Origin of the sequence: Paenibacillus terreus, from assembly GCF_042138595.1 — a bacterium.
GTDB classification, from domain to species: domain Bacteria; phylum Bacillota; class Bacilli; order Paenibacillales; family Paenibacillaceae; genus Paenibacillus; species Paenibacillus terreus.
On the sequence record NZ_JBHIRX010000001.1, the window covers coordinates 579,949 to 605,937 of the forward strand.

The window sequence follows — 25,989 nt, forward strand, 5'->3', positions numbered from 1 at the left end:
AATATGTGAAATACACGGAAAGGGATGAACAGGAAATGGTCAAACCGTTTTTGGACGAAAATTTTTTGCTTGGCAATGACACGGCGGTGAAGCTCTATCATCAGTATGCGAAGGACATGCCGATCATGGATTATCACTGCCACTTGAGCCCCAAGGAGATTTATGAGAATAAGACGTTCAGCAACATTACGGAGGCATGGCTGTACGGGGACCACTACAAGTGGAGGCTGATGCGCGCGGGCGGAGTGGACGAAGAGCTGATCACCGGCGGAGCCAGCGATTATGATAAATTTCTGGCTTGGGCACGGACAGTTCCCACGCTGATCGGCAACCCGCTGTACCACTGGACACACTTGGAGCTGCAGCGCTTCTTCGGCGTTTACGAACTGCTGAATGAGAAGAATGCGCCCGCGATTTGGGAGAAGGTCAACAGTCTGCTGCAGGGAAGCGGCTTTGGAGCACGCGATCTGATTGCCAGGTTCGACGTAAAAGTGGTATGCACAACGGACGATCCGACCGATGATTTGCTTTACCATGCCAAGATTGCGGAGCTTCAGAATTTCAGTACGGCTGTACTTCCCAGCTTCCGGCCAGACAAAGGGATTGAAATCAACCGTGATACGTTCCGGCCATGGGTTAAGAAGCTGGGGGAAGTAAGCGGACAAAATACAGCGACATATGAGGGTTTTCTGAAAGCGCTTGAAAGTCGTGTGGAGTATTTCCATTCCGTTGGCGGCCGGGTATCTGATCATGCGCTTGATACGGTGATGTATGCCCAAACGACGCTTGAAGAGGCGGCGGAAATTTACGAAAAGGCTTTAGAGCAGGGGCAGGTCGCCAGGCACGAAGAAGCCAAATTCAAAACCTATACGCTGGTATTTCTGGGCAAGCTGTATGCGGAGCGCGGCTGGGCGATGCAGTACCATATTCATGCCTTGCGCAACAACAACAGCGCTATGTTCCGTCTGCTCGGCCCAGATACAGGGTACGATGCGGTCAATGAAGGGGAGATTGCCCGTCCGCTGCAAGGACTGTTGGATGATCTGGAAATGGCAGGGACATTGCCGCGAACCGTTCTATATTCCCTGAATCCCAATGACTATCCTGTACTTGCCACACTTGCGGGTAGCTTCCAGGGTAAAGGTATACCCGGTAAAATTCAATTTGGCACCTCCTGGTGGTTCAACGACCATATTGACGGCATTCTGGAGCAGATGAAGATGCTGGCAAATGTTGGCGTACTGTCGCGCTTTATCGGCATGCTGACCGATTCCCGCAGCTTCCTGTCCTATACAAGACATGAGTATTTCCGCCGTATTTTATGCAATCTGATCGGGACCTGGGCGGAAAACGGGGAAGCTCCGCACGATCTGGAGCTGCTTGGCGGCATTGTGCAGGATATTTGTTATAACAATGCGGAACAATATTTCGCTTTTCCAATGGGAGATTGATGTTTAATTTGTGAAAATAATCACTAAAAGAAAATATCGAACAAAGTCAGTGATGAAAGACATTTGAGCAATTAAGGGGTGGGTTGCATGGGAGCGCCAACGCTGAACAGCACGATCAGCACCGTTAGCGGCACAAGCCAGCGTATTCAGTTAAAAGAGAAAATTTCGTATGGATTAGGGGATTTCGGGAACGGATTTATGTTTGATTTGGGGCAGCTCTATCTGCTCAAGTTTTTTACGGATGTGGCGGGCATTTCCGCCGCGGCGGCAGCCGGTATATTCCTGGTCAGCAAATTGTTTGCGGCGGTATGCGATCCGATTGTCGGCTCGTCGATTGACTACCGCAAAAATATCGGCAAGCGGGGGAAATTCAGGCCATATTTGATTTACGGCAGCATTGTGCTGGCCATTTTGACCGTGTTTACGTTTATATCGCCCAATCTTTCGCCGTCCGCCAAGCTGATCTACGCTTATGCCTCTTATATGATTTGGGGGATCGGTTATTCCTTCGTCAACATTCCTTACGGTTCGCTTGGCGCAGCCATCACGCAGGATACGGTTGAACGCGCTTCCCTGTCCTCGTTCCGGCAGGCAGGCTCGCTTGGCGCCTTGTTCGTTACGAGTGTTGTCGTGATGCCGCTCATACTTCTCTTCCCGAACAGCCATGTGGGCTATCCGGTGGTGATGGGCATCATGTCACTGATCGGTGTCATCTCCTTTATTTTCTGCTATCGCGGCACCACGGAACGAATCATCAACCAATCGGGTCCCAAAGAGAAGCTGTCGGTCGGGGTCGTCGTCAAAACGTTTCTCGGCAACAAACCGCTGCTTGTACTGGTATTGATGACGATTTTCACGATTTCAGCTTACAACATTAAGTCAGCCATGCTGGTTTATTTTGCCGAATACAATCTGGGGCATGTTGAATTGATGGCATACATGAACTTTATCATTATCGGTTCTTCTTTTTTCGGCGTGCTGTTCCTGCCCAAGCTGGTTAAAACCTTCGGCAAACGGAATACGGCGCTGCTGGGCATGCTGGTGAGCGTCATTGCGGACACGCTTAACTTCCTGCTGCCGTCCAATGTGGTTCTGTTCACGATACTGGCCAGCGTGTCATTTATCGGCATCAGCATTCCGAACGGAGTCACCTGGGCTTTCGTATCCGATATCATCGATTTTGGCGAATGGAAATCCGGCGAACGCAAGGAAGGCACGACCTATTCGCTGTTTAATTTCTCCCGCAAACTGGCGCAATCACTATCCGGCTTCCTGTCCGGGATCGGTTTGGCGCTGGTCGGATATCAACCGAATGTTGCGCAGACGCACGGCACCCTGATTGGCATTAAAGCCTTGTTGTGCTTGTATCCTGCCGTTGCGCTGGCCATCGCCATGCTGGTGATCGGACTGATGTATAAGCTGACGGACAGCAAGCACGAGGAGATTGTGCAGGAGCTGCAGGCACGCAATTCATAAGCAATGATATGTGATCTTTATCATGTATGTTAACGTGTGCATTAAGTTAAAATCACAGCGAAAAGAAAATAAGGGAGGACACCCCTTTATGAAAAGGTTAAACAGGGATATTTATAAAACGGAAGCTTATACCGAAAAAGTGCTGCAATTCGGCGAAGGAAATTTTCTGCGCGCTTTTATGGATTGGCAAATTGACGTTATGAACAAAAAAGCAGGTTGGGACGCCGGAGTTGTCGTTGTGCAGCCGCTTCCGCAAGGAATGGCCGGCATGCTGAACGAGCAGGACGGGTTGTATACGGTGTACCTTGAAGGGATTAAGCATGGAGAGGCGCGAAAAGAGCACACGGTTGTCGAATGTGTGACGCGTGTCATTAACCCGTATGAAAGCTACAGCGAATACGAGGCCCTTGTCCGGCAGCCGGAACTGCGCTTCATCGTATCCAACACGACGGAGGCCGGCATTGCCTTTGTGCCGGAGGACCGGCTGGAGGATGCGCCGCAGAGCAGCTTTCCCGGCAAGCTGACTGCGTTTCTGTACCGCCGTTATCAGTATTTCAAGGGCGATCCGGGGAAAGGATTCATCATCATCCCCTGTGAGCTGATTGACCGCAATGGCGAGGAATTGAAAAAAATCGTCCTGCAATATACGAAGCTGTGGAATCTGGAAAGCGGTTTTTCCGTCTGGCTGGAGGAGGCCAACACCTTCTGCTGCAGCCTGGTGGACCGGATTGTGCCGGGATATCCGCGAGACCGGATGGAGGAAATTACAGCGGAGCTTGGTTACGAGGACCGTTTGGTTGTGGTGGGCGAGCAGTTTCATTTATGGGTCATCGAAGGTCCCCAATCCGTCAAGGATGAGCTGCCTGTAGAGCAGGCTGGTTTGAATGTGCTTGTCGTTGACGACATGACCCCTTACCGGACGAGAAAAGTAAGAATTTTGAATGGGGCGCATACCGCCCTGACCCCGGTAGCCTATATGTATGGTCTGGAGACGGTGAAGGAGGCGGTCGAGCATAAAACCGTGGGCCTTTTCGTGGATGCTCTGATTCGGGAGGAAATCATTCCCACGCTGGATTTGCCTGAATCTGATCTCCATTCATTCGCTGCAGCGGTGATGGAACGGTTCAAAAATCCGTTTGTGCGGCATTACGTGATGAGCATCGCCCTGAACTCGGTTTCCAAATTTAAAACGAGAGATTTGCCTACACTGCTGCGTTATGCTGATCAACAAGGCAAGCTTCCGGAAAAAATGGTGTTTTCGCTGGCGGCGCTGATTTCTTTCTACAAAGGAAAAAGAGGCGCAGAAACCATTATGCTGGCCGATGACGCTGACGTGCTCGACTGGTTCCGGGAGCAATGGGCGGTGTGCGATGGCACGGAAGCAGGTGTTCGCCGGCTGGTGGAACAAGTGCTTGGCAACACAGCGTTCTGGGGCAAGGATCTGAACGGTGTGTCCGGATTGACGGACCTGACGGCAGGTTTTGTTGGGCAGATTGAGAAAGAAGGCATGAAGGAAGCATTGGACCGCTTGATAAGCAACAGCGTGCGGGCCAGTTAAATGTCGGAGGTAACGAAGATGATCGAAAGCATCAGAATCAATGAGCAAGATAATGTGGCAGTGGCTTTACGTGATTATAAAAAAGATGAGACGCTCCGCATCGGGGACTGCGAGATTGTGCTGCGTGAGGACGTGGCAAGAGGCCATAAAATCGCGCTGTTCGATATTGCCGCAGGCGGCAATGTGCTGAAATACGGTTATCCGATTGGCCATGCGATCAAGCCCATTCAAGCGGGTGAACATGTGCATACGCATAATGTGAAGACGAATTTGACGGGAGTGGAAGAGTATCGTTATAAGCCGCGTTTGCTTCCGAATCCTTACAGGCAAGAGAACCGAACCTTCAAGGGTTTCAGAAGAAAGGACGGCAGTGTCGGCATTCGCAATGAGCTGTGGATTGTGCCGACGGTTGGCTGTGTCAACGGCATTGCAGAAATGATCCTGAATCGTTATCAAAAGGAAGTCAGCGGCATGGGGCCGTTTGAGAACACTCTGGTGTTGAAGCATAATTACGGATGCTCGCAGCTGGGAGGCGATCATGCGAATACAAGGGTGATTTTGGCCGACGCAGTGAAGCATCCAAACGCCGGCGGCGTACTGGTGCTGGGGCTGGGGTGCGAGAACAACACCATGAATGAATTTAAGGAGGCGCTCGGCGATTATGATACCAACAGGGTGAAATTTCTGGTATCACAGGAAGTATCCGATGAAGTGGAAGAAGGCGTGCGCCTGTTGAAGGAGCTGCATGCTACGGCGCAGGAAGACCGCCGGGAAAACGTACCGCTGTCGGAACTGAAGATCGGCCTGAAATGCGGCGGTTCGGACGGTTTGTCAGGCATTACGGCCAACCCGCTGCTGGGGCGGCTGTCCGATTATATGGCTGCACAGGGCGGAACCACCGTGCTGACAGAGGTGCCGGAAATGTTCGGCGCGGAAACGATTCTGATGGAACGTGCGGCCAATGAAGAGGTGTTTGCAAAAATTGTACGTCTCATCAACGATTTCAAGCAGTATTTTCTCGACTACAAGCAGCCGGTGTATGAAAATCCTTCGCCAGGCAATAAAGCAGGAGGCATTACGACCCTGGAGGACAAATCACTGGGCTGTACACAGAAATCGGGTCTGTCGCCCGTCAATGGCGTGCTGCAATACGGTGAGCGTCTGCAAACAAACGGCCTTAATTTGCTAAGCGCGCCCGGCAATGATCTCGTTGCCTCTTCGGCGCTGGCCGCGACGGGCTGCCAGCTTGTCATATTTACGACAGGCAGGGGGACACCGTTCGGCTCCTTTGTACCGACCATGAAAGTCTCCACTAATACGCCGCTTTACCGATCGAAGCCGCACTGGATTGATTACAATGCAGGCTCGCTTGTGGAGGACGTCACTCCCGAAGAAGGACTGCAGAATTTTATCCAATATATTATCGAAGTGGCAAACGGCAAATGGGTTAATAACGAAAAAAACAATTTCCGGGAGCTTGCCATCTTCAAAAACGGTGTGACTTTGTGACAAGAACCCCGTGACTTTGCAGCTTTATCCCCTGAAAACGCAATGGGTTAGTCAGCTATATCCAGCGAGTTTTCAGGGGATTATGTTTCTATTCCCCTCGAAATGCTTTTTCCAATTCCGCAAGGTTAAACTTTTTCATTTTCAGGAACGCCTGCGTGACACGCTCGCGCTGCTCTGGCGTACCCTTGGTCATCATTTCGTCCAGCAGAGCCGGGGAGATTTGCCAAGAGAGACCGTATTGGTCTTTGAGCCAGCCGCATTGCTCCGCTTCAGGGACGGCAGAAAGCTTGTCCCAGTAGTAGTCAATCTCCTCCTGTGTCTCGCAATTGATCAGCAGGGAAATCGCCTCGTTGAAGCTGAACGGGTGTTCCAGAGCGCTATCCATTGCCGTAAACCAGGTGTTTGCCAGCATAAAATCACTAAACATCACAGTTCCTTCCCGGTTCGGCTCCTGACCGGGGCCATACCGAACGAGCGCGCCCGGTGTAGCATTTGGGAAAACGGAAAGATAGAACTCACGCGCCTCTTCCGCCCTGCCGCAATTTTCACCCACAAACAATAAAGAGGGGATGATCTCCGGACGCGGCTCTCCATCCGGATTCGTCAGCATGAGCTGCCATGTGACGCCATACTTGTCCTGAACCCAGCCATACCATTCACTGAACGGGTACTTGTCCAAGGGCATCAACGCGGTGCCGCCATCGGATAATTTGCTCCATGCCTCGTCAAGCATTTGGCGAGCGTTCTCCTCGCGGGACGGATCAAAATTGACCATAAACGAAATGGATGGATTGAACTTAAAGTGCGGTCCGGCAGAGATGGCCATAAACGGATGTCCCCAGACGGTAAAAGAAACGAGGTCGCTATCACCCGAAGGCGTATCGTGTAGAGTCACCGCGCTCGTTATTTTGGAGTCCGGGAAAACAGAGCAATAGAACTCCGCTGCTTCCTTCGCTTCTTTATCGAACCATAGGTGCGGCGTGATAGGGGAGTGAGACGAAACGTTTTTGGCTTCACTCACGACATCTTCCTCCTTTGATGTTTAGATTAAACTTCAAGCCCATTAAAATTTTCTGAGATACTTGGTCAATGCTCTCTTCTCTGATAGTATAAACTGATTACGCCGTTACTGAATGTTTTACTGCTTGTTAATTCAAGAGGTGATGTTTGGATAGGAGAGTCAAATAGTTTTTCTCCTTGGGAAGCGATTACAGGATGAACAAAAATCCAAAGATCGTCGTAAAGTCCATACTGAATAAAAAACTGCCACATCCTTAATCCGCTTTCGACCGAAATTGTTCCAACGGTATTCTTCAGCTTTTGCATTTCCAGGACGAACGATTCCTGATCCTTGACCGTGACTTGCTCCGAATTTCTCCAAACGAGCTCTCTTGCAGCGCGGGAAATCACGATTTTCGGGATATCGTTAATTTTCTTTGCGATTGAGCGCTCGATTGCCGAGGAAGACGATTGCTCCGCATTTTGCCAGTACTCGGCCAACTGCGAATATGTATTTCCGCCAACGACGATCCGCTCTATCCCGTTATAATAATCCAGATACTCTTCAAGCATTTCATCGCTCATCGTGAACCATTGATCTTCATTGGTGACAATGCCGTCCAGAGACATGTGCATGGTCAACACCGCTTTTCCCATTGTGCCGCCTCCCATTTCATTATTTTAATTAGAAATTCGAGGATAATATATCATGCTGTACTTCGGTAATCAAACTCGTGAATACATCAATCAATACGTTTATCTTAAACAGGGAGTGTAGACATGGAATGTATCATTTTTGTCGGGATTCAAGCAGCGGGAAAATCGACTTTTTATAAAGAGAAGTTTTTCCAAACACATATGCGAATCAATCTGGATATGCTCAGAACAAGGAACAGGGAGAAGATTTATCTGGAGGCGTCTTGCATTGCTAAGCAGCCATTTGTGGTTGATAATACAAATCCGACGGCTGAAGACCGGAGAAAGTATATTGAGCTGGCCCAAAAATATCATTTCAAAGTGGTCGGTTATTACTTCGAGCCGGATTATGAGTTGTCCCATGCAAGAAATGAGAAGCGGGAGGGAAAGGAGAAGGTTCGGGAGGTCGGGATATTAAGCACCTTGAAAAAGCTGGAACGCCCTTCATACGCTGAGGGCTTTGACGAGTTATACATCGTTAAATCGACAGACGGGGAATTTACGGTTAAAGAAATGGAGGGATAGATCCTATTGATAAATAAGAAGCTTGACGGAGGCTATCCTCGATGAAGATGGCGAGCCATATTTCATGCTGATTCATCAGGCTCGTACGGCAGACGGCGTGCCCGAGAAGGTTAAAGAGCTGCTGGAGAAATACTCCATGGAGATTTTCGTCGAGCAAATGCGTCCTTTATTCATAGAGGGGCAGCGTGCTGGCGAGATTGCGGCAGACGACCCTGACGAGCTGATCGCCTGTTATTTGTCGGTTCTTAACGGCCTCATGATCTTGAATGTGCAGGAGCTTGGAGGTTATCAGGTTCCCCAGGTTGCTCCCAATATGCCTCGAAATGCCCCCCACCTGAAAAATGAGCACCGAATCAAAAATTTGAACCCTAGGATTTGAAGAAAGCAGCACTTAAAATAGAAATGTAAGTGCTTACAAATAGAGAAGGGAGGTCATGACACATGGGTCCCGAATTTAAGGCTGCAGGTACGGCACAGGACGGTACTGCAGAGCCGGGAGCACTCGTTCAGCGAAAGAGGGGAGCGGCCTTCCTGTTTCGGAAGCTGTATGAACAGAGATATCTGCAGGTGATGGCGCTGCTGGGGCTGATCTGGATGATCATTTTCAACTATTTTCCCATGTACGGAATTGTGATCGCTTTCAAGGATTTCGATATTATCAGCACGATTCAGGATGCGCCCTGGGCGGGTCTGGAGCATTTCAAGGCCTTTCTGGAGGACGATAATTTCTGGAATGTCGTAAACAACACGCTCGGCATCAGTCTGCTCAAGCTGATCATCGGATTTCCGCTGCCGATCCTGTTCGCCCTCTTCCTGAATGAAGTCCGTTCCATGCGCTTTAAGAAGTCCATCCAGACGATCTCGTACCTGCCGCACTTTCTGTCATGGGTCATCCTTGGCGGCATTCTCGCCACCTGGCTGTCGGAAACCGGACTTGTGAACGAGCTGCTGCTTGGCCTGGGGTGGATCGACAAACCGATCACTTATCTGGCAGAGCCTGACTACTTCTGGGGAATTGTCATTGCTTCGGATATCTGGAAGGAGCTCGGGTGGTCGGCCATTATTTATCTGGCTGCCATGGCGGGAGTTTCTCCGGATCTGTATGAGGCCTCGACGATAGACGGTGCAGGGCGGTTTCAGAAAATGTGGTATGTTACGCTGCCGTCCATTAAAGGCACGATCTCCATCCTGTTCATCCTTGCGGTCAGCGGCATTTTAAACTCGAATTTTGACCAGATCCTCGTACTGCGCAATTCACTGAATGAGAGCGCGAGCAGTGTAATCGACGTGTATGTGTATCAGGTCGGCATTCAGCAGGGCCGGTTCTCCTACTCGACTGCTGTAGGCTTGCTCAAGGCGGTTGTTGCACTCATTCTGCTGCTGCTGGCCAACAGCGTTACCAAACGGCTCAACAATACATCGCTGTTCTGAAAGGGGGGAGAATACATGTCGTTTCTGCGGCGCAAGACGGCGGGAGAGGCCGTATTTGATGCAGTTAACAATGTGATGATGCTGATCATCTGTTTTGTAACCCTGTACCCGATCTGGTACGTGCTGGTGCACTCCTTTAATGACGGGGCGGATGCCATGCAGGGGGGCATTTTCTGGGTGCCGAGAGTGTTCAGTCTGGACAACTACCGGGCGGTATTTGCCAGCAGCGGCATTATGACCGCTATGGGGGTTACGGTGGCAAAGACGCTGGTCGGCACGGTGGTGCATGTCTTTTTTACGGCTATGGTGGCTTATGCCTACTCCCGGCGCGAGTTGATTGGGCGCAAGTTTTACATGATTGTGGGGACCATTACGCTGTTTTTTGGCGGCGGGCTCATTCCGACGTACCTGCTGATCAGGGACCTCGGGCTGCTGGACAGCTTCTGGGTGTATATCATTCCGGCGATGTTCAGCTTTTTTGACCTGATTATTTTTGTCTCCTTCTTTCGCGAGCTGCCTGACGCCTTGGAGGAGGCGGCAAAGATGGACGGGGCCAATGATTTCAAAATTTTTTACAGCATTGTGCTGCCCTGCTCCATGCCGGTGGTGGCCACCATTGCTCTGTTTCATGGTGTGTATCAATGGAATGATTATTTTACAGGCATGATTTATGTCAACGATACGAATCTTCAGCCAATTCAGACGTTTCTGTACCGGGTTGTGGCCCAATCCAGCTCCAACCAGATGATGGCGGCGGCTCCCGGCGTTACGGCACAGACGGTGACTTCACAGTCAATTAAGCTGGCGACCATGGTCGTGACAACACTGCCGATCGTGCTGGCGTATCCTTTTTTGCAGAAGTATTTCGTGAAAGGCCTGATGATCGGTTCGATCAAAGGATAAGCAGATCAAAAGGGGGAATTCGATGTTCACACGCAAATGGCAGGCAGGCATTCTGGCATTAATCACGGTGTTCATGTTAACAGCATGTACATCCAGAGGAGGGGGCAGTTCCGCACCGGCAGCGCTGGATGAACCCAAAACACCGGCGACGGCCGACGAGCCGGGCTGGAAGGCGGATAAGGAGCCGATTACATTCGACTGGTATTTGAACTTCTCCTGGTTTCCCAATAAGTGGGGAGTGGATGCCACCTCCCAGTACGTGACGAAGAAAACGGGGGTCAACATTAATTTCATCGTGCCGGCCGGCAACGAAAACGAGAAGCTCAACACCATGATTGCCTCCGGTAAATTGCCGGACTTTATCACTCTCGGCTGGACCGAGGATGCGGTCAAAAAAATGATAGAAGGTAAAATGGTGCTGCCGCTTAATGAGCTGGCGGAAAAATACGACCCGTATTTCATGAAGGTGGCGGACCCGGCCAAGGTTTCATGGTACCAGCAGCCGGACGGCAACATTTACGGTTATCCAAATGCATCATCCTCACCGCAGGATTATAAAAAGTATGGCCAGAACTTTGTATCCAACCAAACGTTTATGGTGCGTAAGGACATCTATGAAGCCCTTGGCAAGCCGGATATGAGAACGCCGGAGGGTTTTCTGAAAGCGCTTCAGGACGCAAAGCAGAAGTTTCCTGAGGTCAACGGGCAGCCGCTGATTCCGCTTGGACTCCATGAATTCACGGATGTTGGCAACTACTCCCTTAAAGAATACCTGCAGAATTTTCTTGCAGTCCCTTATGAAAAGGACGGCCAGCTCTATGACAGGATGACCGATCCGGAGTATGTCGGATGGTTGAAAACGCTGCGCAAGGCCAACGAAATGGGCTTGCTGGCCAAAGACGTCTTTATCGACAAGCGTCCGCAGATGGAGGAGAAAATCGCTCAAGGCCGTTATTTCGCCATGCTGTATCAGCGCTCCGATATGGGTAACCAGCAGATCACCCGCTACGTCAATGACCCGGATTCCGTATATATTGCGGTGGACGGACCGGCCAACAGCAAGCTTGACCCTCCGACGCTGGCAGGTCCAGGCATTTCGGGCTGGACACTGACGCTCATCTCCAAAGATGTGAAGGGCAAGGAGCGGGCAATCGAATTCCTTACGTATCTGATCAGCGAGGAGGGCAACAAGGATCTGTATATGGGCGAAGAAGGCGTAACCTGGGACATGGTGGATGGCAAGGAAACGTTCAAGCCTGAGGTGCTGGACCTGCTGAACAAGGACCGGACGGCATTTGATAAAAAATACGGCGCTTCCTTTACCTTCTGGATGCTGATGGATACGAATATGAATTTGAAGTGGGCACCGCCGAGCGCCGAGCCCGCGAAACAGCCGGAGGATTGGACAAAAGGCAAAACGTACGGCTTCTCGCAGTATGATAATACCATTCCTACCGGAACTTCCGCAGAAGGCATCGCCAACAGCAAAATCAACCAGGCCTGGGGCAGAACATTGCCGAAGCTGCTGCTGGCTGCATCAGACAGCGAGTTTGATCAATTGTTTGAGAAGTTTCTGAAGGACCGCGACGAGGCGGGCTACGATAAAGTGAAAGCCTATCAGGAAAAGGCCTTCGCGGAAAATCAGAAAAAGATCGAGGCTTTTGCGCAATAATCGCATAAATGAGGACGTGCAGCCTGTTGTTTCATATAGAGCCGTGCACCTTTTCGAAAAATCCCGCAAACTGCCGGGATTTTTCGAGTTGGTATGAGAGGGATACGCCTGCTCCTGCTCTGCCTGGGCTATTTCATAATTAAATGCCGGAAGTGATGTCATGCGTGCTGTCATACGGAAATGGATTGGAAAACTTATCATGAGCGCGGGCGGATTGCCGTTGCAGATCAAGCTGATCGCTGCATATATCGGTGTCATACTGGTTCCCGTCGTGCTTTTCTCCATATACACCTTTCAGCAGCTGTATGATAATACGCTGCTGGATATGACGAGAAAGAACGAGTTTGCGCTGGACAGCGAGCTGAAGGATATGAGGAACAACATGGAGATTATGGAGCGGACGGCGCAGCTTGCCGTCTCGGACCGCGCGGTACTCAATTATTTAACGAGCAGCAGGGAGCCGGAGACGGAAGAATTGGTTAATTTTAATATGAATGTTTTTCCCAATTTGCAGCATTTGCTGTACAGCAACCCGAAAGTGACAAATATCCGGCTGTTCACGGACAATCCTCATGCCAAGGAAATATGGCCGGTGATTTTCCGGGAGAGCCGAATCTATGACAAGGATTGGCTGCCCAAGGTCCGTGCGCGGAACGGAATGACATGGTGGGAGATATACAAGGGCCCTGAGGATATTTTGCGGACCGGGGAGACCGGCAGTCTGGTTCAGACAGCTTATATTTCTTTGTTCAGAGAAATACAGGCCGCGGAAGGAGTGAAGGGCGGTATCGTGCAGATCGATATGGAGCTGGAGGATTTTCTGCCCAAAACCTTCGGCAGCCTGCAGGATGGGGACTCCCAAATGCTGCTCTTCAGCCGCGATGGGGAGGCCTACTTCCGTTCGGACAGCAGGCTGCCCGGCAGCATCACGACAGCGGCGATCAGGGAACAGCTGCGGATGCACGGAAAGGATGAGCAGGGAAGCATTCGCTTTTCCATCAAGGGCGAGCCGTATCTCGGATTGTACAGAACGGTCGACGGGCCAGATGCTTATCTGGTCAATGTCGTGTCACTGGAGCCGGTCTTGTCCGACATTCGCGGCAGGCGCAATCAGCTCGTCGTTATCGTTGTTGTGCTGATTGCCTTCATGTCGCTGATTTCATACGGTCTGCATGCGCTTATTTTAAGGCAGCTCACCACGCTTCGCGATTCCATGAAGCAGGTGCATGAAGGAAATTTTGCGGTGCGTATTCCGGTCTATGGCCAGGGTGAAATCGCCGAGCTGGCGCACCACTTCCGCAGGATGCTGGGCAAGATCAAAGAGCTGATTGCCGAGGCTGTCGAGAAACAGGCGGCAGCCAAAGAAGCTGAGCTCAATTCGCTCAAAAATCAGATCGACTCGCATTTTCTGTATAATACGCTGGAAAATTTGAAGATGATGGCTGAGGTGGAAGGCCAATATCCGCTGTCGGATGCGCTGACCTCCCTGGGCTCCATGATGCGCTACAGCTTTCAATGGACAGCCGATTTCGTCACCCTGGACGATGAAATCCGTCATATCCGCAATTACATGGCACTGATGAACATCCGGTATGATGACAGGTTGAAGCTGGAAGTGAACGTTCATCCTGGGCTGCTTGCCCGCTGCGTGCTCAAGATGTCGCTGCAGCCGATCGTGGAGAATGCGGTCAAGCATGGCTGGCAGCCCGAGCATGCCGGGGAAAAGCAATTTACGGTTCGTATTCAGGCGAGCGAGCGTAACGGGAACCTGCATATTCTGATCTCAGATAACGGGCAGGGGATGCCTGAATGGAAAGTGAATGAAGTGAATGCGGCGCTTCGAATTGGAGAAGAGGAGTGTGAGCGGCCGCTGGACGCTGCCAGCCGATCATCGAATCATGGCATCGGCCTGCAGAATGTGCAGAAAAGAATCCGCATCCACTGCGGGGAAAGCTACGGCATTCATGTTGACAGCGGGCAGGGGAGATCAACCACCGTGCATATGGTGCTCCCTCGGAGCCTGTCCGCCAAGGGAGGTGATCAGGATAATCAGGCTGCTGATTGCGGATGATGAGAAAAATATCAGGCTTGGGTTAAAGGCCATGGTCGAGCGGGAATTCCCCGGGGACTTCGAATGTTATACAGCCGAGGACGGGCGTCAGGCATGGAATCAGGCCAATGCGCAGCGTATGGATATCGTCATTACGGATATCCGGATGCCGCATATGGATGGCATTCAATTGATGCGCCAGCTGCGCGATTTGCGCCCCAGGCCGCTCGTGGCTGTGCTTAGCGGTTATGGCGAATTCCAGTATGCGAAGGAGGCTATCCACTGCGGCGCACAGGAATATTTGCTCAAGCCGGTCGTCCGGGAGGACCTGTTCTCCATGCTGAAGGAGATGGAGAACACGATTCTTGAAAGGCCGCTGCCGGGCAGGGAACGGGAAGCGCCGCAGGCTGCGGTCAGGCAGGGAAAAGAAGGCGGCCCGGGGAGGTCGTATGAGCTGGACCGGGCTGTCGAATATATTCATAAGCACTACAAGGAAGATTTGAATATGGCGGTCGTGTCCAACCTTGTATCGTTAAATTACACGTATTTCAGCCATGCCTTTAAATCCTATACCGGGGTAAGCTTTGTGCAATATTTGAGGAATGTGCGTATTCACAAATCCAAAGAGCTGCTGGAGCGCACGGAGCTCAGGATTTATGAGGTCGCGGCAGCCGTCGGGTTTGAGAGCGCCAAGCATTTTAACAAGGTCTTCAGAGAGAAGGAGGGCATTACTCCGCAGGAATACCGGGTCAGGCAGCATGCTTTGCGCAGGAGCGGGGATAGGTTCAATTTTGGGGGTTTGCCCGAAGGCTAGCATATAGTGGCATTTGGTCGCAAGCCATTGTTATAATGAAAGAGACAAAGCGAGAAAGACATCATGACAGGGGGTGCTGATTATGATTGTATTCGAAACGGAAGACGCATTTGTCATGACTGCACAGCATGACCACGGCCGCATTGCAGGTGAGTTGGCCTCCAACTGGAAGGTGGAGCATCTCGGCTTTCCGGACAACAGGGAGGAGCTGGTGTACGCGGCTTTCCGGCATGACCAGGGCTGGATTCGGCTGGATGCCGCCCCGTTCTGGAACGATCATGCAGCGGCTCCGTATACGTTCAAGGATTTTCCGCTGAGTCCCCGTTTTGTGTTTTATAAATTGGGCATCGATGAAGTGGAGAAGGAGCACCCCTATGCCGCGCTGCTGTGCAGCAGCATGTACAGCGAGCTGGTGGAGCGAAGCCGCGGCGAGCATCAAGAGGATATACGGATCATTCATGAATATCTTGCGGATGAAGAAGAGAGAAGATCTCGTCTCTATCAGTTGCTTGGCGGCATCGATGTCTGGCATGACCGGCTGCAGTCCGATCTGCAAAGACTGATGTTCTGCGATGAGCTGAGCTTGTTCATCTGCATGCAGCCTCCGGGTACGCCGGCTTCCCAGTATGAATGGTTTGCTGGCGGCCTGAGCACGGCAGGCCTCGGGCACGGCGTTATCCGTGCCGAATGGAACTCGGAGAATAGTGTTGGCCTCTCCTTTAATCCGTTTGAGCACAATGCCCGGGTAACGCATGTATACCGTACCGTTCACAAGCGGGACATCCGGGAGCACGGCCTTGCGGAGGCCTATCGCTTAGCACTGGTGCAGCAGCGCACCGTTTCAATTGAGAGATTGGCTGCTGAATTTCTGAGCTCCCATAAGTAATGAAAGTACTCCAATCCGGGTCCGTATCTTCATGCCCGCTTTTTTTCAACAACTCCGCTGCGGCTATATTAAGAAAATGGATAATTTTATCCATTCAACTCTCTTGATATCAAACCGATATTACTCCTGAGAATAAACATTCAAAGGAGACACCATTGTGAAGCTGCTAAAAAATCTTTCCATCACAAAGAAGCTGTTGATTATTATCGTTGTAAGCGCATTGGCGCTCGGCTCGGTAGGGTTTTTGGGATTAAATTATATTATGGCCATGACCAAAAACTCGGAGGCAATGTACGAAGAGAACCTGATTCCTTTAGGGAATATTATGCAAATCAGGGTAAATGCGAGAGCGAGCGATGCATATACTCTTGAGCTGATGATTACAGAGGATGCGGCCAGAAACAAACAGCTGCAGGAAGAGATTTCCTCGGCCTGGGAAGAAGTTGACGCTCTCGTCGCAGAAATGGAAAAAGGCAAATTAACCGGGGAACAGCAGGATTTGCTCAATCAATACAAGGAACAAGTGAAGCTGCTGAGCGAGAGCAGAAATCAGGTTATTGAATTGGCCATCCAAAATAATAATGCAGAAGCCTATCGCGTCTATTTGGAGGGTGTGGAGAAGAACCGTCAGCTGGTTAATGATACGCTGAAAGCCCTCCAGAAATCCAATATTGCTACTGCCGGTTCAATTAACGCCACGAATCAGGAAAGCTCGCGCACCATAACAATTTTCGTGACAGTTCTTATTATTGCGGCTCTTCTGCTGTTAATTCTGCTTAGCACAATGATTGCCCGCATGATTGTCAAACCGGTTAAAGAAGTGGTGGGCTTGCTGCAGCAAGCGGAAAGCGGAGATTTTACCGTCAAAGGCAGCTACCGCTCCAGGGATGAAATCGGCGAGCTGACCGGATCATTCAACAATATGACCTCAAGGCTTCAATCCGTATTTAATACTGTACAGGAGTCTTCATTGCTGGTCGCTTCAGCTTCGGAGGAATTAAGCGCCAATGCCGAAGAAAACAGCAAGGCCAGCGAGCATATTACGACGGTCGCTCAGGAGCTTGCATATGGTTCGGAAAAACAAGTGGATCAAATCGAAGAGAGCTCAAGAGTTATTGGGGCCATAAGCGAGCATACAAGGACGATCGCTGATAATACGGAGAAAATGAAAAGAGATGTGCTGCAGGCCTCACAAATGTCCTCCGAAGGCAATCAGGCGATCGGTGAAGTGCGTCAACAGATGAATTCCATCCATGTGAATGTCAACAGCTTGTCGGAAGCGGTAAAAAATCTGAATGAGCGCTCCAATGAAATTGGCAAAATCACAAGTGTGATTACAGGCATATCGGACCAGACGAATTTATTGGCCTTGAATGCCGCGATTGAAGCGGCCAGGGCGGGCGAGCATGGCAAAGGCTTTGCCGTTGTTGCCGATGAGGTGAGAAAGCTTGCTGAAGAATCCAAGAACTCAACCGAGCAAATTTCCGGGCTGATTAAGCTGATCCAAAGCGAAACGGAGCATACGCTGCGAACTATGGAAAAGGCCTCCGAAGAGGTTTACTCCGGCATGAACGTTGTCCAGCACGCAGGGGACTCTTTCTCCAGCATAGATCAGGCAGTGAACAGAGTGGTTCTACAGATTGAGGAAATTTCAGAAGCGCTGGACCGATTGGCTGACGGTACGGAAAATGTGAATGCCGCCGTAATGGAAGTCAGCTCGGTGGCGAGGGAATCTGCCGGAAATTCGCAAAGCATCTCCGGCGCAACTCAGGAGCAGCTCGCCTCCATGGAGGAAATCACCTCTTCTGCCCAAGCGCTTGCCGGTCTGGCGGATGATCTGCAAAATACAATAAAACAGTTTAAAATCTAGTTGAAATATAGTACTGTAAGCAAAAGTCCCTCTGGCCGGAGCCAAAGGGACTGAGCGGCAGCAATGCCGGAAAACTATTTCGGAATTGTATTCGTACCCGTGCCGCTTACTGCTTTGCCTGAGCCTCTGTTCAGCAACGACTGGAACCCGTTGATCAGTTTTGTGCGTGCATCCTTGTTTCTTATCAGGTAGGTCGCTCCCAAGCCCAGTGCAGCGACCATAAGCTTCTTGTTATCCAATGCCATCGGGAATCCCTCCTCACGAGATTATATATAGCTTTGTCTTCCCTGCTATAATCACTGTTTACCCTTTCACGGAAGCCTGAAACTTATAGAGCTTTATAATAGATCTTCATTCGCGATTACTTCAGATTTTTTACGTTTAATGGATACTGTGTAATCTCTGGCCACATTCACCATGCTTACATACTGCTTCATACGGCTTGTCCATAAAATTCTTCTGATCAGCCAATATCTCCAGCTTATCACCTGAACTTCATCTCCCTAGTATTGATGCCAGACCGGTTGAATATGTTGTTGCATAGATGTTCGTATCCCTAGCTGCAAAATGGTTCGCATTTTCGCACATTGAAGGAGGAATTTTCATGCAGAACAAAGAAGTGCTGGCGATGCTGCTCGCGGGCGGACAGGGCAAACGGTTGAAAGGATTAACGCGAACGCTTGCCAAGCCTGCCGTCTATTTTGGCGGAACGTACAGAATTATCGACTTTCCCCTCAGCAACTGCGCTCATTCCGGTATCGATACGGTTGGAGTGCTGACACAATACGAGCCGCTTGTTCTGCATTCCTATATCGGCGTGGGGAGCGATTGGGATCTGGACCGCAGAAACGGCGGCGTCTATGTGCTGCCACCCCATGAAAGGGAGGACGGCAACAGCTGGTACAGAGGAACGGCGGATGCGATTTTCAGAAATCTCAAATTTATTGAACAGTTTAACCCCGAGCATGTGCTCATTCTTTCCGGCGACCATATCTATAAAATGAATTATGCGACCATGCTGAACTTCCACAAAGAGAAGAACGCCGATTGCACGATTTCCGTTATTGATGTCACCATTGAAGAAGCCAGACGCTTCGGGATATTGAATACGGATGAAAACCTGCAAATTTATGAATTCGAAGAAAAGCCGCAGCAGCCGAAAAGCACCCTCGCGTCCATGGGCATTTATTTGTTTAAATGGAGCGTGCTCAGGGAGTATTTGATCACAGCCTCGCAAAACCTCGACAGCTCGCATGATTTCGGCAAGGATATCATCCCGCTCATGCTCAGTTATGGCAAAACACTGTATGCTTACCCGTTCCAGGGATACTGGAAGGATGTAGGCACCATTCAAAGCCTGTGGGAAGCCAACATGGACCTGCTGGCACCTGATCCTCCCCTGAATCTGAACGACCCGGACTGGCGCATTTTTACAAGAAGCCCGAATCAGCCCGCACAGTATATATCCCCCAATGCGGTTCTCAACAATTGCATCGTGAATGAAGGCTGCGTCGTAAGCGGCAGAGTCGAGCATTCGGTTCTCTTCTATGGGGTAGAGGTCGGAGAGGGCAGCCATGTATCGGATTCCGTCATTATGCCTGGCGTGAAGATCGGACGCCATGTCCGCATCCATCGTGCGATTGTAAGCGAGAACGTCATGATTGAAGATGATGCCGTGATTGGCGGTGATGCGGAGGATATCGTGCTGATTGACCATGACACGGAAGTGAAGGCGGCCCAAAATTATTAAGGAAATGGACGGTGAAAGCATGAACCCACTGATCGGCGTTATTAACCTGGACAATGAACTGGATCATCTGAAGGAGCTGACTTACTTCCGCTGCGGGGCGGCCGTTCCCTTTGCAGGCCGCTACCGGCTCATCGACTTTACACTGTCCAATATGATGTATGCGGGTATTCTGGATACGGCTCTGTTCATCCGCAGGAAGTATCGATCCTTGCTGGATCATTTGGGGGATGGGCGCCCGTGGGACCTGGACCGCAAACGCGGCGGGCTGTTCGTGCTCCCTCCGGACTGGAATGATCCAACGGATACGTCCAAAGGGGATCTGCAGCATGTGCATAATAATCTGGATTTCTTTAAGCGTGCTGCAGGAGAAACCATCGTTCATTCCGGCTCCCGCCATGTCAACAAAGTGGATATCGGGGACGTCTACCGGTTTCACAAAGAGAAGGGAGCTGACGTTACGCTCGTATACCGGCAGGTGGAGCAGCTTAAACCGGAGCATGGGCCCTGCACCCGTCTGGAGGTGAATGAGGACGGACGGGTGACGGGGATTCATCAGGAGCAAGGCCATCATAATATATACATGGAAATATTCATCATGGATAAAAGGCTGTATCTGCAGGAGGCGGAACGCTGCATCGCGCATGGCGACAGCAACTTTTTTCGCGACGCCATCCAGCGCAATCCGGAGCGGCTGCAAATTTATGCCTATCGCTATGACGGCTATCATGCCTTGATCAATTCGGTGGAGAGCTATTTCAAGCACAGTATGGCGCTGCTGGACCAAAAGCAATATCAGGCGTTATTCCAGCACAGGCCAGCCCATACCAAAATCAAATATGAGGCTCCCACAAGATACCTGGACGGGGCTGAGGTCGAAAACTCTTTGGTTGCCAACGGCTGCATCATTGGCGGAAGAGTGGAGAACAGCGTCATTTTCAGAGGGGTACAGATCCATAAGGGGGCGCGGGTCAGCAATTCAATTATTATGCAAAAATGCGTCATCCGTGAAGGAGCTGTCATTGAGAATGTCATTCTCGACAAGGATGTCAGATTATCCGAGGAGACCACCTTGATCGGCAGCGCCAAAAGTCCCTATGTTATCGCCAAAAATACCAAAATGTAATCCATACTCTGGCTGATGTGCTGCAGAAGAATCGGCTAAGGATCAGGAGGTACTCACCTTTGTTCAGCAATAAGGAAGAGTTCAAGGAACAATTTCGGCTGCGCCTTATCGGACGTCTTGGAATTCCCCTGGCGGAAGCCAGGGCCGATGACGTGTACAAAATATTGGGCAGCATGATCAGGGAATATGTCGGCAAAAACTGGGCCAGAACGAATCAGGCATATAAGGAGCGTGGGGAGAAGCAGGTCTATTATTTCTCGCTGGAATTCTTGATGGGCCGGCTGCTCGGGAATAATCTGCTGAATCTGGGTGTCCTGAATATGGTCAGGGAAGGGCTGAGCGAGCTGGGCTGGGGGCTCGAAGCGATCGAAGCGCAGGAATCGGATGCGGGTCTCGGCAACGGCGGTCTTGGCCGGCTGGCCGCCTGCTTTATGGATTCGCTTGCTTCGCTGGGTTATGCGGGACATGGCTGCGGCATCCGTTATAAATACGGTCTTTTCGAGCAGCGGATTGTGGACGGCAATCAGGTGGAACTGCCGGATTATTGGCTGCAGAAGGGCAATGTGTGGGAAGTCCGCCGCCCTGAGAAGAAGGTTGAGGTCTTTTTCTGGGGCAGGGTGGAAAGCCGCGAGGAAAACGGCCGCCTTATTTTCGAAACCAAGGACGCAGAAAAAATCTGGGCCGTTCCGTACGATATTCCGTTGATCGGCTACAGGCGGGGCAACGTCAATACACTGCGGATCTGGAGCGCAGAGTCGGGGTTGGACCTGGCGGCAGGCCATTTTTCGGGCGGAGAGGGCTATTATAAATATCTGGAATACAGCCGATCCATTGAGTCGATCTCGGAGTTCCTGTACCCGGATGATTCGAATGAAGAGGGCAAGCGGCTGCGCTTGAAGCAGCAGTATTTTCTCTGCTCTGCCGGTCTGCAAAGCATTCTGCGCACCTATGACAAACAGCAGCTTTCCTATGATCATCTGCCTGACAAAATCGCCATCCATATCAATGATACACATCCGACGCTCGTTATTCCGGAATTGATGCGTATCCTGATCGATGTGAAAGGCATGGGCTGGGATGAGGCATGGGATATTACAAGCAGAACAGTAGCTTATACAAACCATACGATCCTCAGCGAAGCGCTGGAGAAATGGCCTGTGCCCATGGTCCGCGAACTGCTGCCGCGTGTCTATATGATCATTGAGGAGATCAACAAACGGTTCTGCGCCATGCTGCTGGAGCGGTATCCGGGCGATGAACGGCGGATGTCAGAGATGGCCATCATCTATGGGGACCAGATCCGCATGGCCAATCTGGCTATTGTGGGCAGTTACAGTGTAAACGGCGTGGCTGCGCTTCATACGGAAATATTAAAGCAGCGCGAGATGAGGCCGTTCCACGAGCTGTTCCCGGACCGCTTCAACAACAAGACGAACGGCATTACGCACAGGCGGTGGCTGATGCATGCCAATCCGGAGCTGGCGGAGCTTTATAAAGAAACGCTTGGTGAAGCTTGGGTCCACGATCCACGCGGATTAACCGGATTGCTGCAGTATACCGGGAATTCATCCTTCCAGCAGCGGGTGCAGGACATCAAGCAGAACAACAAGCGGAGGCTGGCAGGATATATTCTGAGCAGACAGGGGATATCTGTCGATCCTTTATCCATTTTTGACGTGCAGGTCAAGCGGCTTCATGGCTATAAACGGCAGCTGCTGAACATTATGCATATCATGCACTTGTACAATGAACTTAAAGAAAATTCGGCCAGGGACATGACTCCGCGCACCTTCATATTTGGGGCCAAAGCCGCTCCGGGTTATTATTTGGCGAAGCAGATCATCAAGCTGATTAACAATGTGGCTGACACGGTCAATCATGACCCGCAGGCAAGAGATCGGATAAAGGTTGTTTTTCTGGAAAACTACTCTGTATCTCTCGCTGAGCTCATTATCCCGGCCGCGGACGTGAGCGAGCAAATTTCCACTGCCGGCAAGGAGGCTTCCGGTACGGGGAATATGAAATTTATGATGAACGGGGCCTTAACGATCGGCACGATGGATGGCGCCAATGTTGAAATGCATGAAATGGTGGGAGACCGGGATATGTTTATCTTCGGTCTCCGTGCGGAGCAGGTGCTCGAATATTATCGTACAGGAGGATATTCCGCGCGCCGCAAGAGCGAGGAGGATGAACGGCTGCGCAGACTGCTGGGGCAGATGATCCAGACAGGTCCTTTCACGAGCCATGAGTGGGAGTTTGAAGCGGTTTACCGGTCATTGATCGACCATAATGATGAATATTTTGTGCTGGAGGATTTTGCGGCATATGTGGACACACAGGCCCAAATCGACCAGATATACCGCGATCCGTCGGATTGGACGGGGCGGGCGATCGCGAACATGGCGCATGCAGGGAAGTTTGCAAGCGACTGCACCATCCGGCAGTATGCGGACGATATCTGGCAAATCCGTCCTCTGGACGAGGATATTTCGAGCAGGAAGGTGTATTAACGTTCACACGTTTTTACAATTCAGGATTAAATCAACCTTCAGCATCTCATTGGCTATGGTCACAAAATCCTCCCGACTGATTTCTAATTGCCCGAAGCGGAATGAGTAACCCCAGTTGCGTCTTTCTCTGGTGAAGGTCAGCTTGTCCAACAGATTGGCGATTTTAACGGCCCGGCAAGGCAGATAATGCATATTGCGGCGATATGGAATAAAATCTTCACTCATTTTATAGGGATAGACGACATCGTCTGCGACCCGGCCAATTGCTGTAAATGCCTGCAGGGCCTCTCCTGCCTTCAAGTCTGTGCGAGGAGAGTAGTAGATAAACCAATCCCCTGATCGCATTCTCCCGAGCGGCCCCGCTTTCCCGTGACAGGTCTGCGCGACCCCTTCTTCCACCGCACGGCTAACGTGGGATGCAGAGACTACACCGAGCCAAAAACGGTTATTTTCATCAATCACGATATCATGTATTTTATCGGTCATCTTCGTATGCCTTCCTTTCGTTTGAACTATCTCAACTATACAAAAACGCTGCTGACAGCATTATGTCAGCAGCGTTTCATCTTTTTTAACTGGGTCGAAACAAGTTCACTTAATTAACGGTAAAAAAATCTCATCCACAATTTCAGCAATGGTGTCCTGTGACACAGGTTCATAGGTAATTAACACCTCATGTCTAACAAGATCAACAGGCAGACTTGTAATCCGTGGAGTAATCTTCTCACCCCTAATTTCTCCTCGCTCTACTGCCCGTTTCAGAATGGTTTGCATGGTATGGGTTCTTCGGAAATTGATCAATTCAGATAAGGGGATCCCTGTTAGAACAGACATTAATCCATGAATCGTTTCTGGCCCAATTTGACGTAGGATTTCATTCAATCGATTCAGTGCGATGATAACATCGCTTCGCAGGTCGCCAGTATTAGGGATTTCATCTTTTATCAGGTTTATCATGGAATGTGGGAAGTCTCATTGTTTTTAGGGTGATTCAAGGATTGGGTGGTGGTTTGATGATACCAATCATGCAGACCATGATTGGCCGGGCAGCTGGGGGAGAGAAACTAGGTAAATTAATGGCTATTGTTGGTTACCTGTACTTATTGGGCCTATTCTTGGACCTGTATTAGGTGGGGTTATTATTAATTATCTTAACTGGCGTTGGATTTTTTATGTCAATCTTCCTGTTTGTTTAATCGCTTTAATCCTGGACGCAAGGGGATTACCCAAGGATGATGTCACAAATCAGCTTCAAAAACTAGATACCCTTGGTTTATCCTTGTTATCACCCAGTATCGTGTTGATTATTTATGGACTTACCAACGTCAGTTCAGATCATGGCTTTTTTCAAAGTTCAGTCATCATCCCTATTGTCATTGGGCTTTTATTTCTAATGGTCTTCTGCCTTTATGTTTTAAGAAAATCTAACAATCCAGTAATTGATATACGTTTATTTAAAAGCAAGCCCTTTACCGCATCCTCCTGTCTTTTATTTTTATCAGGTCTATCGTCTTATGGAGGTATGTTATTACTTCCACTCTATTTTGAAGCCTCTCATGGCTAAAGCCACGAGATTCCTGGGTAATCCATTCTACTGAACAGAATTAGCATGTGATATGCCGCCAGGCTATCCCCGCAGTCCCTGCGGTTCTTGCAACTATTCATTCAGAAGTCTTTTGCCTTCGGCAAGAATGTTTCTGCTTGCATTGACATCCCGGTCATGGTGGCTGTGGCATGCTGGACATTCCCACTCCCGTAGACGAAGATCCTTGACCTCTTTATGTTGGTAGCCGCAACACGAACAGATTTGAGACGAGGCGAAGGTTTTACCTACGGCTACAAACCTGCGTCCGTACCATTTAGCCTTATATTCAAGCATTTTCCCAAATCGCTTCCAAGATACTTCGCTAATGGCTTTGGCCAGCTTGTGATTTTTCATCAGGTTAGCTACCTGCAAATCTTCAATCGCAATCAGGTCGTGGTTTTTGACGATATGCGTTGAAATCTTTTGCAGGTAGTCTGTTCGGGCATTGGTAATACGTTCATGAATGCGTGCCACCTTCACCCGTTGTTTATTCCAGTTGGCGGAACCTCCCACCCGTCTGGAAAGAATGCGTTGTTCACGAATGAGTTTTTGCTCCATCTTCCGTAGAAATTTCGGATTCTCAAACACTTCACCGTTAGATAGAACTGCGAAATCTTTAAGCCCCACGTCAATCCCGACTTCCCGGTTTGTTTTTCGCAGGGGCTCTATATCGGTTTCCACTAACAGCGAAACAAAGTATTTTCCTGAAGGATTGCGCCTAATCGTTGCACTGATGATGCGACCCTCTACTTCTCTGGACTTCGCAAATTTCACGAGCCCTAATTTGGGTAGTTTCACTTTATTACCTGTGATCGAAATATTGCCATTGGTGTAGTTAGTTTGATACGACTGTACCGGATTCTTTTTGCTCTTAAATCTCGGTGCATCATTCTGTTTTCTGAAAAATTTCTCAAAGGAATCGGCCAGATGTTGCAGAGCATTTTGCAAAGAGAATTTATCCGGTTCTTTGAGCCATACGAGTTTTTGCTTCAATTTGGTTAATTTAGCAGAGCATTTGGTATACGACAATCCTTTGCCTGTACTGTGGTATGTTTCATTCCATAGTCCCAGAAAATGATTAAAGACAAAACGGGAACAGCCGAGCGTCTTGTTAATGAGAACGATCTGATCCTGGTTGGGATAGATACGAAACCTGTAGGCTTTATGGACAAGCATAT

General features: G+C 50.1%; 22 protein-coding genes and 1 pseudogene. 17 read left to right on the plus strand and 6 right to left on the minus strand.

Annotated features, from left to right (window positions below; all coding sequences use genetic code 11):
• Positions 1–35: 35 nt before the first annotated feature.
• From uxaC to ACE5KN_RS02755, 4 genes are all read left to right on the plus strand, one after another.
• Positions 36–1,451, plus strand: a complete 1,416-nt coding sequence (uxaC, locus tag ACE5KN_RS02740) for a glucuronate isomerase (RefSeq protein ID WP_375526985.1) — start codon at positions 36–38, stop codon at positions 1,449–1,451.
• A gap of 87 nt (positions 1,452–1,538) precedes the next feature.
• Positions 1,539–2,927 (plus strand): glycoside-pentoside-hexuronide (GPH):cation symporter, encoded by a 1,389-nt coding sequence (locus ACE5KN_RS02745; RefSeq protein WP_375526986.1) that lies wholly within the window; start codon positions 1,539–1,541, stop codon positions 2,925–2,927.
• A gap of 88 nt (positions 2,928–3,015) precedes the next feature.
• Entirely contained in the window at positions 3,016–4,485 is a 1,470-nt protein-coding gene (locus tag ACE5KN_RS02750) for a tagaturonate reductase (RefSeq protein ID WP_375526987.1), read from the plus strand.
• Between the two features lie 18 nt (positions 4,486–4,503).
• Complete coding sequence (locus tag ACE5KN_RS02755) at positions 4,504–5,994, plus strand: UxaA family hydrolase (protein ID WP_375526988.1); 1,491 nt, start codon at positions 4,504–4,506, stop codon at positions 5,992–5,994.
• 88 nt (positions 5,995–6,082) lie between these two features.
• Here the strand turns inward: ACE5KN_RS02755 and ACE5KN_RS02760 are convergent, their stop codons facing one another.
• Together ACE5KN_RS02760 and ACE5KN_RS02765 are read right to left on the minus strand one after the other, a co-directional pair.
• The gene (locus ACE5KN_RS02760) at positions 6,083–7,015 is read right to left on the minus strand and encodes a VOC family protein (protein ID WP_375526989.1); all 933 of its coding nucleotides are present in this window, start codon (positions 7,013–7,015) and stop codon (positions 6,083–6,085) included.
• Positions 7,016–7,080: 65 nt separating this feature from the next.
• Positions 7,081–7,650 (minus strand): dihydrofolate reductase family protein, encoded by a 570-nt coding sequence (locus tag ACE5KN_RS02765; protein WP_375526990.1) that lies wholly within the window; start codon positions 7,648–7,650, stop codon positions 7,081–7,083.
• A gap of 123 nt (positions 7,651–7,773) precedes the next feature.
• On the opposite strand from ACE5KN_RS02765, the gene ACE5KN_RS02770 reads away from it, so the two are divergent.
• From ACE5KN_RS02770 to ACE5KN_RS02810, 9 genes are all read left to right on the plus strand, one after another.
• Positions 7,774–8,214: an AAA family ATPase gene (locus ACE5KN_RS02770; RefSeq protein ID WP_375526991.1), complete on the plus strand. Its 441-nt coding sequence runs from the start codon at positions 7,774–7,776 to the stop codon at positions 8,212–8,214.
• A 22-nt stretch (positions 8,215–8,236) separates the two neighbouring features.
• Positions 8,237–8,593: a hypothetical protein gene (locus tag ACE5KN_RS02775; RefSeq protein ID WP_375526992.1), complete on the plus strand. Its 357-nt coding sequence runs from the start codon at positions 8,237–8,239 to the stop codon at positions 8,591–8,593.
• A 62-nt stretch (positions 8,594–8,655) separates the two neighbouring features.
• Positions 8,656–9,645, plus strand: coding sequence for an ABC transporter permease (locus ACE5KN_RS02780; RefSeq protein ID WP_375526993.1), 990 nt, complete (start codon positions 8,656–8,658; stop codon positions 9,643–9,645).
• A 15-nt stretch (positions 9,646–9,660) separates the two neighbouring features.
• The gene (locus ACE5KN_RS02785; RefSeq protein ID WP_375526994.1) at positions 9,661–10,548 is read left to right on the plus strand and encodes a carbohydrate ABC transporter permease; all 888 of its coding nucleotides are present in this window, start codon (positions 9,661–9,663) and stop codon (positions 10,546–10,548) included.
• A gap of 22 nt (positions 10,549–10,570) precedes the next feature.
• Positions 10,571–12,220: a type 2 periplasmic-binding domain-containing protein gene (locus ACE5KN_RS02790; protein WP_375526995.1), complete on the plus strand. Its 1,650-nt coding sequence runs from the start codon at positions 10,571–10,573 to the stop codon at positions 12,218–12,220.
• A 160-nt stretch (positions 12,221–12,380) separates the two neighbouring features.
• On the plus strand, positions 12,381–14,291 hold the full coding sequence (locus ACE5KN_RS02795) for a cache domain-containing sensor histidine kinase (RefSeq protein ID WP_375526996.1): 1,911 nt from the start codon (positions 12,381–12,383) through the stop codon (positions 14,289–14,291).
• Positions 14,257–15,084, plus strand: coding sequence for a response regulator transcription factor (locus tag ACE5KN_RS02800; RefSeq protein WP_375526997.1), 828 nt, complete (start codon positions 14,257–14,259; stop codon positions 15,082–15,084). Before ACE5KN_RS02795 ends, ACE5KN_RS02800 begins: the two co-directional genes overlap by 35 nt.
• 82 nt (positions 15,085–15,166) lie before the next feature.
• Positions 15,167–15,970: a DUF3891 family protein gene (locus tag ACE5KN_RS02805; protein WP_375526998.1), complete on the plus strand. Its 804-nt coding sequence runs from the start codon at positions 15,167–15,169 to the stop codon at positions 15,968–15,970.
• Between the two features lie 157 nt (positions 15,971–16,127).
• Positions 16,128–17,840 (plus strand): methyl-accepting chemotaxis protein, encoded by a 1,713-nt coding sequence (locus ACE5KN_RS02810; RefSeq protein ID WP_375526999.1) that lies wholly within the window; start codon positions 16,128–16,130, stop codon positions 17,838–17,840.
• 74 nt (positions 17,841–17,914) lie between these two features.
• Here ACE5KN_RS02810 and ACE5KN_RS02815 read toward each other — a convergent pair whose 3' ends face one another.
• Entirely contained in the window at positions 17,915–18,085 is a 171-nt protein-coding gene (locus tag ACE5KN_RS02815) for a hypothetical protein (protein WP_375527000.1), read from the minus strand.
• A 359-nt stretch (positions 18,086–18,444) separates the two neighbouring features.
• Between ACE5KN_RS02815 and ACE5KN_RS02820 the strand changes: the two genes are divergently transcribed.
• Genes ACE5KN_RS02820 through ACE5KN_RS02830 form a run of 3 tightly spaced genes read left to right on the plus strand, consistent with a single transcriptional unit; the run spans position 18,445 to position 23,226 of the window.
• On the plus strand, positions 18,445–19,590 hold the full coding sequence (locus tag ACE5KN_RS02820; protein ID WP_375527001.1) for a glucose-1-phosphate adenylyltransferase: 1,146 nt from the start codon (positions 18,445–18,447) through the stop codon (positions 19,588–19,590).
• 19 nt (positions 19,591–19,609) lie between these two features.
• Positions 19,610–20,713: a glucose-1-phosphate adenylyltransferase subunit GlgD gene (glgD, locus tag ACE5KN_RS02825; RefSeq protein ID WP_375527007.1), complete on the plus strand. Its 1,104-nt coding sequence runs from the start codon at positions 19,610–19,612 to the stop codon at positions 20,711–20,713.
• A gap of 59 nt (positions 20,714–20,772) precedes the next feature.
• Entirely contained in the window at positions 20,773–23,226 is a 2,454-nt protein-coding gene (locus ACE5KN_RS02830; RefSeq protein WP_375527002.1) for a glycogen/starch/alpha-glucan phosphorylase, read from the plus strand.
• A gap of 3 nt (positions 23,227–23,229) precedes the next feature.
• Here ACE5KN_RS02830 and ACE5KN_RS02835 read toward each other — a convergent pair whose 3' ends face one another.
• The gene (locus ACE5KN_RS02835) at positions 23,230–23,712 is read right to left on the minus strand and encodes an EVE domain-containing protein (RefSeq protein WP_375527003.1); all 483 of its coding nucleotides are present in this window, start codon (positions 23,710–23,712) and stop codon (positions 23,230–23,232) included.
• Positions 23,713–23,817: 105 nt separating this feature from the next.
• On the minus strand, positions 23,818–24,183 hold the full coding sequence (locus ACE5KN_RS02840; RefSeq protein ID WP_375527004.1) for a TetR-like C-terminal domain-containing protein: 366 nt from the start codon (positions 24,181–24,183) through the stop codon (positions 23,818–23,820).
• A gap of 56 nt (positions 24,184–24,239) precedes the next feature.
• Between ACE5KN_RS02840 and ACE5KN_RS02845 the strand changes: the two are divergent.
• Positions 24,240–24,790: pseudogene (locus ACE5KN_RS02845) on the plus strand (MFS transporter).
• Between the two features lie 93 nt (positions 24,791–24,883).
• Here ACE5KN_RS02845 and tnpB read toward each other — a convergent pair.
• Positions 24,884–25,987, minus strand: a complete 1,104-nt coding sequence (gene tnpB, locus ACE5KN_RS02850; protein ID WP_375533027.1) for an IS200/IS605 family element RNA-guided endonuclease TnpB — start codon at positions 25,985–25,987, stop codon at positions 24,884–24,886.
• Positions 25,988–25,989: the final 2 nt, after the last annotated feature.